Annotated in this window: 17 protein-coding genes and 1 tRNA gene; 3 read left to right on the top strand and 15 right to left on the bottom strand. The window is 66.5% G+C overall.

Features of this window, described 5'->3' with window-relative positions:
* Positions 1 to 243: 243 nt before the first annotated feature.
* From RZA67_RS03785 to RZA67_RS03775, 3 genes are all read left to right on the top strand, one after another.
* On the top strand, positions 244 to 891 hold the full coding sequence (locus tag RZA67_RS03785; protein WP_317211256.1) for a response regulator transcription factor: 648 nt from the start codon (positions 244 to 246) through the stop codon (positions 889 to 891).
* Positions 892 to 1,199: 308 nt separating this feature from the next.
* Positions 1,200 to 1,409 carry a dienelactone hydrolase family protein gene (locus tag RZA67_RS03780; RefSeq protein WP_317211254.1) on the top strand — a complete coding sequence of 70 codons (210 nt, stop codon included), beginning with the start codon at positions 1,200 to 1,202 and terminating at the stop codon, positions 1,407 to 1,409.
* A 145-nt stretch (positions 1,410 to 1,554) separates the two neighbouring features.
* Entirely contained in the window at positions 1,555 to 2,028 is a 474-nt protein-coding gene (locus RZA67_RS03775) for a hypothetical protein (RefSeq protein ID WP_317211253.1), read from the top strand.
* A gap of 159 nt (positions 2,029 to 2,187) precedes the next feature.
* On the opposite strand, the gene RZA67_RS03770 is transcribed toward RZA67_RS03775, so the two are convergent.
* The 15 genes from RZA67_RS03770 to ruvC all read right to left on the bottom strand — a co-directional run bounded on the left by RZA67_RS03770 (position 2,188) and on the right by ruvC (position 14,799).
* On the bottom strand, positions 2,188 to 2,886 hold the full coding sequence (locus tag RZA67_RS03770; protein WP_317211252.1) for a hypothetical protein: 699 nt from the start codon (positions 2,884 to 2,886) through the stop codon (positions 2,188 to 2,190).
* Positions 2,887 to 2,962, bottom strand: a tRNA-Lys gene (locus RZA67_RS03765). It lies immediately after the preceding gene.
* A 123-nt stretch (positions 2,963 to 3,085) separates the two neighbouring features.
* A complete protein-coding gene (gene queC, locus RZA67_RS03760; protein ID WP_317211251.1) occupies positions 3,086 to 3,751 on the bottom strand; it encodes a 7-cyano-7-deazaguanine synthase QueC in 666 nt (221 codons plus the stop codon).
* An 85-nt stretch (positions 3,752 to 3,836) separates the two neighbouring features.
* Entirely contained in the window at positions 3,837 to 4,538 is a 702-nt protein-coding gene (gene queE, locus RZA67_RS03755; RefSeq protein WP_317211250.1) for a 7-carboxy-7-deazaguanine synthase QueE, read from the bottom strand.
* A 144-nt stretch (positions 4,539 to 4,682) separates the two neighbouring features.
* On the bottom strand, positions 4,683 to 5,498 hold the full coding sequence (gene ybgF / locus RZA67_RS03750) for a tol-pal system protein YbgF (protein WP_317211249.1): 816 nt from the start codon (positions 5,496 to 5,498) through the stop codon (positions 4,683 to 4,685).
* Positions 5,499 to 5,501: 3 nt separating this feature from the next.
* The gene (pal, locus tag RZA67_RS03745) at positions 5,502 to 6,017 is read right to left on the bottom strand and encodes a peptidoglycan-associated lipoprotein Pal (RefSeq protein WP_317211248.1); all 516 of its coding nucleotides are present in this window, start codon (positions 6,015 to 6,017) and stop codon (positions 5,502 to 5,504) included.
* 63 nt (positions 6,018 to 6,080) lie between these two features.
* Positions 6,081 to 7,400 carry a Tol-Pal system beta propeller repeat protein TolB gene (tolB, locus tag RZA67_RS03740; RefSeq protein WP_317211247.1) on the bottom strand — a complete coding sequence of 440 codons (1,320 nt, stop codon included), beginning with the start codon at positions 7,398 to 7,400 and terminating at the stop codon, positions 6,081 to 6,083.
* 166 nt (positions 7,401 to 7,566) lie between these two features.
* Positions 7,567 to 8,616, bottom strand: a complete 1,050-nt coding sequence (tolA, locus tag RZA67_RS03735) for a cell envelope integrity protein TolA (protein ID WP_317211246.1) — start codon at positions 8,614 to 8,616, stop codon at positions 7,567 to 7,569.
* Positions 8,606 to 9,031: a protein TolR gene (gene tolR, locus RZA67_RS03730; RefSeq protein ID WP_317211244.1), complete on the bottom strand. Its 426-nt coding sequence runs from the start codon at positions 9,029 to 9,031 to the stop codon at positions 8,606 to 8,608. The genes tolA and tolR overlap by 11 nt, the downstream gene beginning before the upstream one ends.
* A 20-nt stretch (positions 9,032 to 9,051) precedes the next feature.
* Positions 9,052 to 9,828, bottom strand: coding sequence for a protein TolQ (tolQ, locus tag RZA67_RS03725; protein ID WP_317211243.1), 777 nt, complete (start codon positions 9,826 to 9,828; stop codon positions 9,052 to 9,054).
* Between the two features lie 10 nt (positions 9,829 to 9,838).
* The gene (gene ybgC / locus RZA67_RS03720; protein WP_317211242.1) at positions 9,839 to 10,276 is read right to left on the bottom strand and encodes a tol-pal system-associated acyl-CoA thioesterase; all 438 of its coding nucleotides are present in this window, start codon (positions 10,274 to 10,276) and stop codon (positions 9,839 to 9,841) included.
* On the bottom strand, positions 10,273 to 11,310 hold the full coding sequence (ruvB, locus tag RZA67_RS03715) for a Holliday junction branch migration DNA helicase RuvB (RefSeq protein ID WP_317211241.1): 1,038 nt from the start codon (positions 11,308 to 11,310) through the stop codon (positions 10,273 to 10,275). The genes ybgC and ruvB overlap by 4 nt, the downstream gene beginning before the upstream one ends.
* A 394-nt stretch (positions 11,311 to 11,704) precedes the next feature.
* On the bottom strand, positions 11,705 to 13,555 hold the full coding sequence (locus RZA67_RS03710) for a potassium transporter Kup (RefSeq protein WP_317211240.1): 1,851 nt from the start codon (positions 13,553 to 13,555) through the stop codon (positions 11,705 to 11,707).
* Positions 13,556 to 13,673: 118 nt separating this feature from the next.
* Positions 13,674 to 14,264: a Holliday junction branch migration protein RuvA gene (gene ruvA / locus RZA67_RS03705; RefSeq protein ID WP_317211238.1), complete on the bottom strand. Its 591-nt coding sequence runs from the start codon at positions 14,262 to 14,264 to the stop codon at positions 13,674 to 13,676.
* 13 nt (positions 14,265 to 14,277) lie between these two features.
* Positions 14,278 to 14,799 carry a crossover junction endodeoxyribonuclease RuvC gene (gene ruvC, locus RZA67_RS03700; protein WP_317211237.1) on the bottom strand — a complete coding sequence of 174 codons (522 nt, stop codon included), beginning with the start codon at positions 14,797 to 14,799 and terminating at the stop codon, positions 14,278 to 14,280.
* Positions 14,800 to 14,803 lie beyond the last annotated feature (4 nt).

Raw genomic sequence — 14,803 nt, 5'->3', positions numbered from 1 at the left:
GCACGCCGATGCCCCATCGTGGGCCGCCGCCCCGAGGACCCTCCATGCATGCTTGCAAACGGCCCGCCTCCCGCCTGCTCGGGTGCTACCGCAGCCCCCCGATCGGCGAATGCAAATCGAGATATCCGGCACATGACAAAGGCGACACAGTGCCTCCCAGCATCACCCGCTCCCCTCGGGGTGAACGTGGCCTCGTTCAAGCCGGTTTCCGTGCCTGAACGTGCCGCAGGCGGCAGCACAAGCATGAGCCTCACACCTCGCATCATCATCGCCGACGATCATCCCGTCATCCGGATCGGGGCACGTTCGGTACTGACGGAAAACAAGCGTTACAACGTGGTCGCCGAAGCGGCCTCGCCGGAGTCGTTGCTGGAGCTGCTCGCCAAGGTTACCTGCGATGTGGTGATGACCGACCTGAACATGCCGGGCGAGCAGCCTGACGGGCTGCCGATGCTGGCCACGCTGCGACGGCGGCATCCCGAGGTGCGCGTTGTCCTGTTCACCATGACCACCAGCCTGCGGGTCATGCAGCTCGCGCTGGGCGCCGGCGTGATGGGGCTGCTGGACAAATCCGCGCTGATGGAAGAACTGCCCGATGCCATGTCCAGCGTGGTACGCGGCAAACGTTACGTCGGGCGCTCGCTGCGCGATGCACTCGGCCACTTTGATCTCACCCAGCTCAAGGCACGCCAGGCCGACGACCTGTCGCCCCGCGAGGCGGATGTGCTGCGCATGATCGCCGCCCGCCACTCGGTCAGTGAAATAGCCGCACAGCAGAACCGCAGCGTGGCCACCATCAGCCACCAGAAGGCCAGCGCCATGCGCAAGCTGGGCATCACCTCCGACGTCGAGCTGCACCTGTATCTGGCCAGCGGCGGCTTCGTCCGCTGAGGTCACCGGCGCGCGGCAGCCGGACACCCGGAACAGCAATGGTGGATTCAGGTCGCGCCTGCCGGCGCGCGCGCGTGCCGGTAGCCCACGCCGGAACCAGCCATGCAACGACTGACCGCCAGGGATTTTCCCGCTGAGCTGCTGGAGCTGCATGATGGGTATGCGCATGACCGCGTCAGTGGCCGCGACTTCCTCGAGCGCGCAGCCGGTGCCGCCGTGGCCGGTCTCGGCGGCGCATCACTGCTGGCTGCCTTGAGCCCGGGCTACGCGCTGGCCCGCCGGACGACGTGCCCCGCATCAAGGCCCCAATGCTGCTGCATTCCGCCGAGAACGACGCCGATGTCAATGCGACCTGGCCCACCTATGAGGCGGCGCTGGAAGCGGCCGGCACGCGCTACCAGGCGCACGTCTACGCGGGCACCCGCCATGGCTTGCACAACGACTCGACCCCGCGCTACGACGAGGCCGCTGCCGCCCTGGCCTGGCCTGGCCTGGCCTGGCAACGGACGATGGACTGATTCGCCCGCTATCTGACCTGATCGGTGCATACGAGCCGTTGACGCCAACCGCGCGCCGGGTTGCGCTCCGCATCAACCATAGGTTTAACTGATGGAATCACTGAGCGTTTAACAGTCTGCCTCTCACCAGCCGGACAATGCGGCCATGCGACAACAGCACGCCACCATGCGCCGCCTGTACGAAGCGGCCGCCGAACTCCAGCCTCCCATCACGGGCCAGTCCGAGCTCGCCCGCAAGGTGGGCCATTCCCCGCAGGCGGTGAACAACTGGGAGACGCGCGGCGTCTCCGCCGCCGGCGCCAATACCGTGCAGAAGGTGCTGGGCATCAGCTCCACCTGGATCATGGAAGGCGTGGAGCCGCGCTATCTCAGCACGGCGGTGACCTCACTCAATCCACTGCAGCTGGCCGAGCGCCAGCGTCGCCTGATGGCAGCCGCCATCCAGCTGCTCCGCCACATCGAGGCCAATGTGGTCGAACCGATTCCGGCCGAACGCTTCGATGAGCTGGTCGACCTGATCACCGCCGAGATCATCGAGTACTGGGCCGACGGCCTGGATCCGGCCGAGCTGACCACCGCCGGCCGACGCGTGCTGACCGCCCTGCGCACCGCACGCTGAGGCGGTTCACTCCGCACTCTCGCCGCCGAGCCTGTCGCCAACAGCGCGGCGGCCGCTCCGCAACGGACGCGCCCTCCCCACCACCCTGTCGCACGCGGCACGAAAGCGTGCGGATCGATCAATTGAAGATTTCCTGATTCATCTCCAAGCGCACGGAAACTAAACTTCGGGTGAAGTTTCCGGACGGGTGCCAGTGTAGTTGCTGCAGCCGACCTGCCGGCCCAGCTGCACGGAGTACCCCATGCGTTCCCTGTTCCCGCGTGCCACCGCAACGCGCTGTCGGCCTCTGGGCCGTTCACGCTGATGGCCCGCCTGCCCGGCAAGCCCGGTGCCCTGCCCCACCTGCGCATACGCCCGCAGAAATCCGGCGCGACGTACTATTACTTCGACCATGGCAAGCGGCCACGGCGGGAGACGCCGCTGGGCAACGACTATGGCGTCGCCGTCCAACGGTGGCGAGTGCTGACCGGCCTTGTCGACCTTCCCGCGTGCGAGCCACCCACGCTGCGTCAGGCGGTCGAACGCTACCGGCACGAGATCGTCGCGCGTCTGCCAAAGGCCCAGCGACGTGCGCTGCGGCAGGAGATCGATGCACTGCTGTCGGTGCTTTCCCGCTCGGTGCTGACCACCGCCACACTGCGGCGACGGCATGTGGCGATGTACCTGCACCTGCACCAGCGTCGGAGTGCTCCACTGCGCGTGTCGCCTACGCTGCGCGCCTTCTGGCGCTGGTGCCATTGCGAAGGCTATCTGCACGGCGCGTCGCGAGGCGACCAGGCGCCCCTGTCCGGCCAGCTGCAACGACTGGCCGGCCGAGCGCAGGCAAAAAAAAGACGGCAGCGCCGTCTTTTTCTGCATTGGTGGGCCGTGAAGGATTCGAACCTTCGACCAAAAGATTAAAAGTCTTCTGCTCTACCGACTGAGCTAACGGCCCAACTGCCTTCGGACAGTGCCGAAGGGCGAGCATTCTACCCCACTACGCGCCGCCGTGCACGTAGTCGGTGCACGTAGTCGGCGCACGTTGACGTCAGCGCCGTTGACAGCGCGCTTGCCGCACTCAAGCGTACAGGGTCGGATCGGGCACGCCGGCGTCGGCAAAGCCCTGCGCGCGCAGCTGGCACGCATCGCACTGGCCGCAGGCGGCACCGCGCGCGTCGGCGCTGTAGCAGGAAACGGTCAGGCCGAAGTCGACGCCCAGGCGCACGCCCTCGCTGACGATCTGCGCCTTGCTCAGGAACTGCAGCGGCGCATGCACCTGGATGCCGGCGCCTTCGACGCCGGCCTTGGTGGCCAGGTTGGCCAACGTCTGGAACGCGGCGATGAACTCCGGCCGGCAGTCCGGATAGCCGGAATAGTCCACCGCGTTGACGCCGCAGAAGATGTCCGCCGCGCCCAGCACTTCGGCCCAGCCCAGCGCCAGCGACAGCATGATGGTGTTGCGCGCCGGCACATAGGTGACCGGAATGCCGCCGCCGCCCGCTTCGGGCACGGCGATGTCATCGGTGAGCGCCGAGCCACCGATGCTGCGCAGGTCCACGTCCACGGTTTTATGCGCGACCACACCCATCGCGGCAGCCACGCGTGCGGCGGCGTCCAGCTCGGAGGTATGGCGCTGGCCATAGCGCACGCTGAGCGCATGCACGGCAAAACCCTGCTCCTGGGCCATGGCGATGACGGCGGCTGAATCCATGCCGCCGGAGAGAAGCACGACTGCCTTCTTCATGGTGTCTTTTCCGGTTGGGGAGAACAAAGCCAGCACGCTGTCCCGCGCCGGTGGGTACATCAACGTGGCTCGCAGCAGGCAGGGCTCAGCGGCCCGGCTCGTCGTTCCACAGAATCTTGTGCAGCTGCATCTGGAAACGCACCGGCAGCCGGTCTGCGACGATCCAGTCGGCCAGCTCGCGCGCGCTGATCTCGCCCTTGCTGGGTGAGAACAACACCATGCAGCGCTCCGCCAGCGGGTGCTCGGCGAGCATGCCCTTGGCCCACTCATAGTCGGCGCGGTTGCAGATCACGAACTTGACCTGATCGCGCGCGGTCAGCAGCGGCAGGTTGGCCAGACGGTTGCGCGACACCTCGCCGGAGCCCGGGGTCTTGAGATCCAGCACGCGCGACACGCGCGGATCGACCGCTGATACATCCAGTGCGCCGGAGGTCTCCAGCGAGACATCCAGGCCGGCGTCGCAGAGCTTCTGCAGCAGGATCAGGCAGCGCTTCTGCGCCAGCGGCTCGCCGCCGGTCACGCAGACGTGGCGCACGCCCTGGCGCAGTACCTCGGCGACGATATCGCCGATGTCCCACCAGGTGCCGCCATGGAAGGCATAGGTTGTATCGCAGTAAAGGCAGCGCAGCGGACAGCCGGTCAGACGCACGAACACGGTTGGCCAGCCCACGCTGTCCGACTCCCCCTGCAGCGAGGTGAAAATCTCGGTGATCTTCAGGCGCGGCAGCGGCGATTGCACGATGTCGCTGGGAAGCGCGGCCGCTTCGGCGGGGCTGAGGGTGCTCATTACAGGTAATCCAGGCCAGGGCGGCATTCGGCTCCCGGCGGCAGGGCCAGGCTGATGGCTGGCGCGGCGGGGCCGGGACGGTGGCGGAAACGAAACTGCCGGGCATCGCCCGGCAGATCATTGTACAGCGGCCCGCTGCCGGGGTCAGCGCGAGTGCTGGCCCAGGCGGATGGCGTTGGCGCGATCCTGCGCGGTGCGTGCAGCGTCCGAGCCGGGGTACTGGCCAGCGACACCGTCCAGTGTCTGCAGGGCCTGGTCCACATCGCCCAGCGCGTAATGGGACAGGCCCAGCTTGAGCAGTGCGCCGGATGCCTTGTCATGGGTCGGGTAGCGGCCGATCAGGTCGCGGAACTGGCTCTTCGCCATCTCGTAGTTGCCGACCGCGTAGTAGCTCTCACCCAGCCAGTACATCGCGTTGGGCGCGTATACGCCGCTCGGGTAGAGCTCAAGGAAGCTCATGAACAGCTGCGTGGCGTCGGCGTACTTGCCGGCCTTGAGCGCATCGAAGGCCACGTTGTAGGTGGTGCGTTCGTCGGCGCTGGCAGCCTTTGCACCGGCGTCGGCGTGCACCGAGGGCGGCCGCTCGGAAGTGGCCGCTGCCGGGGGGGCGACGGGCGCCGAAGCCGGCGTGGGAGCGGACGCTGCAGTCGGCGGAAGCACCGGAGCTGCGCCGCCTTCCAGGCGGTTCAGACGCTCGTCCAGATCCAGGAACGCGTCCTGGTTGGCTTTTTTCAGCTGGGTATTGTCATGCTGCAGCTGTTCCACGGTGCCCTGCAGCTGCTCGATCTGCTGGCGCAGCTGGGTCACCTGGTTCAACAGATCCTGGTTGGAACTGTTGTTGTACATCTGCTGCTCGAGCACGCCGACACGGTCGGCCAGGCTCTGGCGCTGCGCATGCACCGGGGCGGCAGCCGCGAAGGCTGCCGCCACGACCAGCATCAGTTTGATGCCGATGCGCATGGATTACTGCGCGGTGTAGACGATTTCGGCGCGACGGTTCTGCGACCAGCACGACTCGTTGGAGTCATTGCAGACCGGACGCTCTTCGCCGTAGGACACGACGGTCAGCTGCGAAGCCGAACCACCGTTGGCCTGCAGCGCCGAGCTCACGCCGTTGCCACGACGCTCACCCAGGGCCTGGTTGTACGCGCGCGAACCACGCTCGTCGGTGTGGCCCTGCAGGGTGATGCGCGAGGACGGACGGTCACGCAGGTACTTGGCGTGGCAGGCCATGATGGCCTGGAATTCCGGCTTCACGTCTTCCTTGTCCAGGTCGAAGTAAACAACGCGCTGGCGCAGGCAGGCATCGGTATCCAGATCGCCCGGGCCGTACAGGCCGGAGGTGGCCGGAGCGGTCGGCTGGGTGGTCGAACCGGTGTCGACCGGCGCTGCCGGCTCTTCCTTCACCTTCTTCGAGCAACCGGCCAGGACGGCCACGGACAGCAGGGAAACAAGCAGAACTCGGGTGGTCTTGTTCATGGCAATACCTTTTGGCTCCTATGGCCGGTGTATGAAAGAAAACGTGAAAATATTAACACTCTTTTAGCGTTTGGTACGGTAAGGCGACCACGCCGGCTCACGCACGTCGCCGTCGGCCAACACCAGGCGCTGACGCACCCGTGCATCGGCTGACACCGCATACAGCACACCACGTCCACCCTCGCGGGCGGCATACAGAATCATCGACGCATTCGGCGCGAAGCTGGGCGACTCATCCAGCGAACCCGGCGACAGCGTGCTCCAGCTTGCCGAACCCAGCGAGCTGTCCATCACCGCGATCTTGTAGTTGTTGCCACTGCCCTGTGCCACGGCGATCTTCTTGCCATCCCAGGAAATCGAGGGCTTGGCGTTGTAGTTGCCCTGGAAGGTCACGCGCTCGGCGCTGCCACCGGTGGCGCCCACCTTGTACACCTGCGGACGGCCGCCGCGGTCGGAGGTGAAGTAGATCGCGCTGCCATCCGGTGCCCAGGTCGGTTCGGTATCGATGGCGAAGTGATTGGTCAGCTGGGTCAGCTGCTTGCTGCCCAGGTCCATCACGTAGATCTCCGGGTTGCCCGAACGGGACAGCGTCAGGGCCAGCTTGCTGCCGTCGGGCGAGAAGGCCGGCGCGCTGTTGATCCCGCGGAAGCTGGTGATCAGCTCACGGCCGCCGGTGGCGATGTTCTGGATGTAGATCGCCGAGTTGCCACGTTCAAAGCTCACATAGGCCAGCTTGTTGCCGTCCGGGCTCCACGACGGCGACAGCAGCGGCTCGGCCGAACGCACGATGGTCTGCGGGTTGTAGCCATCGGAGTCAGCCACCATCAGCGCGTAGCGCATCGCATCACCCCGCCCGCTGGCGGTGATGTAGGCGATGCGGGTCCAGAAGGCGCCGCGTACACCGGTGATCTTTTCGTAGATGGCGTCGGCCATCTGGTGGGCGACATCGCGCATCGCGTTGCCACGTGCGGTCATTGCCAGGCCGAGCAGGCGCTCGCCCTTGGGCACGTCGTAAAGCTCATACTCCACACGGAACGCACCGGCACCGGCATCAAGCACGCGGCCGACCACGATGTAGTTCTGCTTCAGCGCGCGCCAGGTCGGGAACTGGATGTCACCGCCGCGGGTCGGGCGCTCGACGATCTGGGCTTCGGGCAGCGTACGGAACTGGCCCGAGCGGTCCAGGTCGGCGCGGATCACCGCAGCCACATCGGTCTGCGGCGCACCGGCCGAGCCTTCGTACGGCATCGGCACGACGGTGATCGGCGTGGCCGAGGCGCTGCCGCCGACGATGTCGATCTCCAGGCCCTTCTGCTGGGCCAGCGCGGCAAGAGGAAGCAACAAGGCCGCAAGGGCGACCGTCCAGCGGGACAATATCTTCATGGAATGCTCAGTCGGGGAACCACAGCGATGGATAGCAGAACCGTCTTGAACGGTTTCGCAATCATGAACCAGACCCGTGTGAAAACCGAGTAACTGCCGCGTGTTCCATCACGTGATCTTCATGACGGGCGGCGCCGCCGAGGCGTGCGCCGCGCGCTGCCCCGGCTCAGTCGGGGCGGAAATTCAGCGTCAGCGTACGGTTGAACACCGACTCGAAACCGGCATACGGCAGCGGCTGCGCGTTGAGCACAGCAGCTTCGATGGAGCGCTTGCCCGCATCGTCGTAAGGGCAGTTGCCGCTTACCTGCGCCGACAGCACCCGCCCGCCGCGCAGCTGGGTGATGGTGATCTGGCAGCGCTGGCCGGAGGGAATGTTCTCGGGCCGGATCCAGGCCGCAGTGACCTTGGCCTGGATGGCCGCCGCGTACTTGGCCGAGAGATCATCGCTGGTGCCGCCGGCCCCGCTGGCCGGCGTCGCCGCACCGGTCGAGCCGGCATTGGCAGCGGCAGCACGCGCGGCAGTCACCTGGCGCAGCCGTGCTTCGGCCTGCTTGGCCTCACGTTCGGCCGCCTCGCGTTTGGCGCGCAGCTCGGCGATGCGCTTCTGCTTCTGCGCTTCTTCGTTGGCCTCGGCGGCGCGGCGCTCCTGGTCGGCCACGCGCTTCTGCTCGGCCTCCTGCTGCCGGGCGAGTCGGGCCTTCTGCTCGGCTTCTTCCTGACGCTTGCGCTCGGTCAGGTCGATCTGTTCCTGGCGACGTCTGGCTTCCTGCTCCTGGCGCGCCTTCTCCTGCGAGATGGCCAACGCGCTGACCGCCTCCTGGTCGACCTTGTCCGGCTGCGCGATGCGTTCCTGTGCCTGCTGCTGCTGTGGCGTGGGCGCGTCCATCGGGCGCGGTTCGGGCAGCGGCTGCGGCGGCGGCACGGTGTCTTCCGGCACCGGCTCGGGAATGGGCTCGGGTACCGGCTCGGGCAGCGTTTCCAGCCGGTCTGACTGGCGCAGCGCCTGGCGCGCGGCGGCCGCCTCGGCGCTGGACAGCGCCATGTCGGCCTGCACGGCTGGATCGCCCGCGGCGGCTTCGGTATTGCGCTCGGGCGACCACAGCCAGGCGACGATGAAAATCAGCGCGACCAGCAGGTGGACAGCCAGCGCGAGGCCGACCGGTCCACCCCAGCCGGGCTCTTCGCTGTGCGGCGGCGGCAGGGCATCACTGTGCATCGGTGGCCAGGCCAACCTTTTCCACGTTCGCGCGCTTGAGCACGTCCATCGCCGCAACGACCTTCTCATAGGCCACGGCACGGTCGGCCGCCACGATCACCCTCAGGCTCTTGTCCTGCGAGGCGATGGCACCCAGCCGGGTCTGCAGTTCGGTGGCGGCCATCGCGACCGGCTCCTTGTCGTCAGGCAGCTTCAGGCTGAGCTGGCCGTCTTCGCGGACCGACACCACGATCGGGTCCTGCTTGCTCTCCAGCGCCTTGGCGTTGGAGCGCGGCAGGTCGACTTCGAAGCTCAGGGTCAGCAACGGGGCGGTGACCATGAAGATGATCAACAGGACGAGCATCACGTCGATGTACGGCACGACGTTGATCTCGGATTTGAGCTTGCGGCGCTTGCGGCGGCCAATGGCACTCATGGCGGGCTCCTGGCGTGGGCTCAGTCGTCGATGCCGGTCTGGCGCTGCAGGATCGAGCTGAACTCGTCGGCGAAGGTTTCAAAGCGCACGGCCATGCGCTCGACCCGGGTGGTGAAGCGGTTGTACGCCCACACCGCCGGGATGGCCACGAACAGACCGATGGCGGTGGCAAACAGCGCTTCGGAAATGCCCGGCGCAACCGACGCGATGCCGGCTTGTTCACCACTGTTGATCATGTCGTGCATGGTCACCATGATGCCGAACACCGTGCCGACAAGGCCTACATAAGGGGCCGTCGAGCCGATATTGGCCAGCAGTTCCAGGTTGCGCTCCAGACGGTCCACCTCACGGGTGTAGCTGGTGCGCATGGCGCGCTGGGCGCCTTCGAGCAGTGCACGGCCGTCCAGACCGCGGCGGTCGCGCAGGCGGGTGTATTCGCGGAAGCCGGACTCGAAGATGGCCTCCAGGCCACCGACGTTGCGGTTGCGATCGGTCGCCGCACTGTACAGCTTGCCCAGGTCGGCACCCGACCAGAAGCGGCTTTCAAACTCGTCGGCTTCGCGCGAGGCCTGCGAGAACACCCGCGCCTTGCGGAAGATGATCACCCAGCTGATGAACGAGCCGGCCAGCAGCAGCAGCACGATCAGGATGACCGGGATGCTGGCCTTGGTCATCAGCTCCCAGTAGTTGATGCCGCTGCGGGTGGCCTGTGCGGCGGTCTCGGTGGCGGCGCTGGTCACATCCTGCGGCAGCGCCTCGACCACCGTGGCCTGCAGGGCCAGAAGCATTGCGATCATCCGTTGTTCCTCAGTCTGCCTGATCAGTAAATTGGGGGTGTTGGTGGGGCTTGAGTACGGCCAGCAACGCATCGTCCATGCCGCGCGGGCGGAAACTGCCTGCATCCAGCGCAGCGATCCTGACCTGTGCGGTCAACAGCACCTGGTCGCCGCGCAGCACCTGCTGCTCGAAGACCATGCTGGCGCGCTTGCACTGCACCAGCGTGGCGGTGACCTCCAGCGCGTCGTCCAGCCGCGCCGGTCTGATGAAATCCATCTGCATCGCACGCACGGCAAACACCATGCCGTGCTCGCGCTGCATGCGCTCCTGGCCGAAGCCCAGCGCGCGCATCCACTCGGTGCGTGCCCGTTCCATGAAGGCAACGTACCGCGCATGGTAGACCACGCCGCCAGCGTCGGTATCTTCCCAGTAAATGCGTGTCGGCCAACTGAACCGCAGTGTACTCATGGCTCGACCTGCCCGGTGAAAAGATCTGCTGGCGTCGCGCGGGGTTTCAGACCCATATGCGTGTAGGCGCGGTGGGTGGCCATCCGGCCACGTGCGGTGCGCACCACAAAGCCCTGCTGGATCAGGAACGGCTCGACCACATCTTCGAGCGTGCCGCGCTCTTCGGACAGGGCCGCCGCCATCGACTCGACACCGACCGGGCCGCCTTCGAAATAGTCCACCAGCGTGCGCAGGAACCGCCGGTCCAGCTCGTCGAAGCCTTCCGGGTCGACCTTGAGCATCAGCATTGCCGCCTGCGCGACGTCCTGGTCGATGTGCCCACCGGCCTTGACCTGGGCGTAATCGCGCACACGACGCAGCAGCCGGTTTGCGATACGCGGTGTGCCGCGCGAGCGCCGCGCGATCTCACCGGCACCGTCGGCGGTGCAGTCGATGCCGAGGATGGCCGCCGAACGGCGCACGATCCGGGTCAGCTCTTCGGCGCTGTAGAACTCCAGCCGCTGCACGATGCCGAAGCGATCGCGCAGCGGTGCGGTGAGCAGCCCCGCGCGCGTGGTCGCACCAATCAGGGTGAACGGCGGCAGGTCGATCTTGATCGAGCGCGCCGCAGGGCCCTCGCCGATCATGATGTCGATCTGGAAGTCTTCCATGGCCGGATACAGCACTTCCTCCACCACAGGAGAGAGGCGGTGGATCTCGTCGATGAACAGCACATCATGGGGCTGCAGGTTGGTCAGCAGCGCGGCCAGGTCACCGGCCTTCTCGATGACCGGACCGGAGGTCACCCGCAGCGCCACGCCCAGCTCATTGGCGATGACGTGGCTCAGGGTGGTCTTGCCCAGCCCGGGCGGGCCGAAGATCAGTACATGGTCCAGCGCATCACCGCGGGCCTTGGCGGCCTGGATGTAGATTTCCATCTGCTCGCGCACCGGCGCCTGGCCGAGGTAGTCGGCAAGGCGCTTGGGGCGGATGCTGGCGTCGGCGGCGTCATCCTCGCGGGTGGCGCCGGCGCCGATGATGCGATCGTCGGTCATTGCACGATTATGCGGGAAAAGCCGGCCTTCCGGGATGCCGCGCGCACCGCTTCTGGTAGGTGACGACCGCTGGTCGTCACGCTGTTGCTGTTGCTGTTGCTGTTGCTCAATTTTCTTGTTTCCCGTGGCTGACGCGCACGGAAACTGTCGAGGGCCGGGCGGGCTGGGTTTGTGGGGGCGTGGAGCGCCAAGGATGCCGCGAAACGAGGCACGCAGGGTGAGGGCGCTTTGTTTGCGAAGCACTGCTTCGCAAGCGCCCGAACGCCCAGCCGCTATGCGGCTGGGCCGGACCCCGAAGGGGCAGCTCTTGCCGTCCCCCACGAACCCAGCCCGCCCGGCCCACCGAAGAACCAGGATCCAGCAGCCAGCCACGAGGGGCCAAGCCGTTGGCCGGTCAGATCTCGACCTGGGCGCCGAGCTCGACCAACCGGTTGCCCGGAATGCGGAAGAACCCGGTTGCCGGTGCCGCATTGCGGTGCATCAGCGCGAACAGCTTGTCACGCCAGATCGGCATGCCGCGGTTGGCCGTGGCGACGATGGTCTCGCGGCTGGCGAAGAAGGTCGTGTCCATCGGGTCGAAGTAGATGCCACCGTGGTCGCACGAGCGCATCAGTGCCAGCGGCACATCCGGGGTCTCCATGAAACCGTAACGCACATGGACCCGGTAGAACTCGTCGCCCACCGATTCGATCTTCAGACGCTGCCCTTCCATCGCATACGGAATCGGCAGGGTCTCCACGTGCAGGAACACGTTGCGCTCATGCAGCACCTTGTTGTGCTTGAGGTTGTGCATCAGCGCGTGCGGGGCCACGTTGGGGTCGGCGGTCAGGAACACGGCCGTGCCGGGCACCCGCACCGGCGGGGCCAGCATCAACCCGGGCAGGAACGTATCCAGCCGGATGCCGTCCTTGCGGATCTCATCGCGCAGCAGCGCGCGGCCACGCCGCCAGGTGCGCATCAGGGTGAACAGCATGATGCCGAGCACCACCGGGAACCAGGCACCCTGCAGCAGCTTCGCGCCGTTGGCAACCACGAAGCCGACGTCGATGATGAAGAACACCACGCACAGTGCCAGGATCCAGTGCCGCGACCGCGGCCACAGTGAGCGGGCCACCAGTGCCAGCAGCAGGGTGTCGATCAGCATCGTCGCCGACACCGAGATGCCGTAGGCCACCGCCAGATTGGACGAACTGCGGAAGGCCAGCACCAGGCCGATCACCATTACGGCCAGACCCCAGTTGATGCCCGGGATGTAGATCTGCCCGATGGTGTCGTGCGAGGTGTGCTTGATGCGCATGCGCGGGATGTAGCCCAGCTGCATGGCCTGGCGCGAGACCGAGAACGCACCGGTGATGACCGACTGCGAGGCGATGACCGCGGCCATGGTGGCCAGCACGATCATCGGGTAGAGCGCCCATTCCGGCACCGACTCGAAGAACGGGTTGCGCACCAGTTCGGGGTGGTTGAGCACCAGCGCGCCCTGCCCCAGATAGTTCAGCACCAGGCACGGCAGTACGAAGAAGTACCAGGCATGCCGGATGGGCTTGGCGCCGAAGTGCCCCATGTCGGCGTAGAGCGCCTCGCCACCGGTCACCGCCAGCACCACGGCCCCAAGGATGAACACCCCCTGCCAGCTGTGCTCCATGAAAAAGCGCACCGCCCAGTAGGGGTTGAAGGCTTTGAGCACTTCCGGCGCATCGACGATGTTGCACAGACCGATGGCAGCCAGCGACAGGAACCAGACCGAGGTTATGGGACCGAATGCCTTGCCGATCTTGGCCGTGCCAAAGCGCTGTGCGGCAAACACCGCCAGCAGCACCACGATGGTGATGGGCAGGATGAAGGCATGCAGCCCGGGCGCTGCGACCTCCAGGCCCTCGACCGCACCGAGCACCGAGATGGCCGGGGTGATGACCCCGTCGCCAAAGAACAGCGAGGCACCAAAGATGCCGAGAATGCCCACCACGTAGGCTGAACGCGAGCCCTTGGCCAAGGTGCGCTGGGTCAGCGCCATCAGGGCCATGATGCCGCCCTCGCCGTCGTTGTCGGCGCGCATGATGATGGTCACGTACTTCAGGGTGACCACCAGACTCAGTGCCCAGAACGCCAGCGACAACACGCCCAGGACCGTGTCATGGTCGCTGTTGAGCCCATAGTGCGGCGAGAACGCTTCTTTCAGGGTGTACAGCGGACTGGTGCCGATGTCCCCGAACACCACGCCGATGGCGCCGATGACCAGGGCCATGCCGCCGGCCGCCGGGCCGTGCCCGTGACCGCCGTGTGCACTGCTGTGTTGCTCTGACGAGGGGCTGGACATGGGGTCGGTTGGGCTGGGAAGGGGAAGGAAGCGGACGGTGCGCTGCTCAGCGCAGCGCGGACTGCAGGGCCTTGCGGATCACCACGGCCACATCGTCGCCGTCGGCATGGGCATCGCGCGCCATGCGCGACGCTTCGGCCGGCTTGTAGCCGAGCTGCTGCAGCGCCACGGTGGCCTCGGAGATCGGGTCGGCGGCCACCGGGCCGGCCACTACCGTGCCCGGTGCTCCGCCGAGCAGGGCGGCGCGGTCGCGCAGCTCCAGCACCATGCGTTCCGCGGTCTTCTTGCCGATACCGGGAATGCGGGTCAGTGCGGTGATGTCGCCCGCCTGCAGCATGCGCGCGAACTCTTCCACGCTCACCGCCGACAGCACTGCCAGGGCAATTTTGGCACCGATGCCGCTGACCTTCTGCACGTCGCGGAACAGCCTGCGCTCGGCATCGCGCAGGAAGCCGTACAGCGAAACGCTGTCCTCCTTCTGCGCGTAATGTGTATGCAGGATCACTTCACGACCGATATCGGGCAGGTCATAGAACGTGCTCATCGGGGCTTCAAGCTCGTAGCCCACGCCATTGACGTCCACCACCAGCCACGGCGGTGCCTTGTAGGCGACGATTCCGCGCAGTCGACCGATCATGCAGCAGTGCTCCTCATTTGCGGCTCCACGCCTGCCGGGCGTTGAGGCCCAGCCGGTTGGCCGTCGCCCTTACATGGGCGTGGGTGATGGCCACGGCCAGCGCATCAGCAGCGTCGGCCTGCAGCTTGGTTTTCAGGTTGAGCATGAGCCCGACCATGTGTTGGACCTGTTGTTTTTCCGCACCGCCACGGCCTACTACCGCCAGCTTGATCTCACTGGCCGCATATTCGTGCACCGGCAGGTCGCGCAGCACCACGGCCGAGATCGCCGCACCCCGGGCCTGGCCCAGCTTCAGTGCCGAGTCCGGGTTGCGGGCCATGAACACCTTTTCAATGGCCACCTCATGCGGCTGATACTGCGCCACCAGCTCGGCCAGGCCGAGCACCAGCAGCTTCATCCGCTGCGGAAAGTCGTCAGCCCCCAGCAGAACCAGGGGCTGATGATGGACGTGCAGGACCCGGCCAGCGGCATCGACGTCGATGATGCCGACCCCGGTGCGCTGCGAGCCGGGGTCGATGCCGAGAATGCGGGTCATGCTG

Origin of the sequence: Stenotrophomonas sp. C3(2023) (genome assembly GCF_032911385.1) — a bacterium.
Lineage (GTDB): Bacteria > Pseudomonadota > Gammaproteobacteria > Xanthomonadales > Xanthomonadaceae > Stenotrophomonas.
Note: the sequence above shows the minus strand (reverse complement) of the source record. Positions and strands in the feature narration are given on the sequence as shown.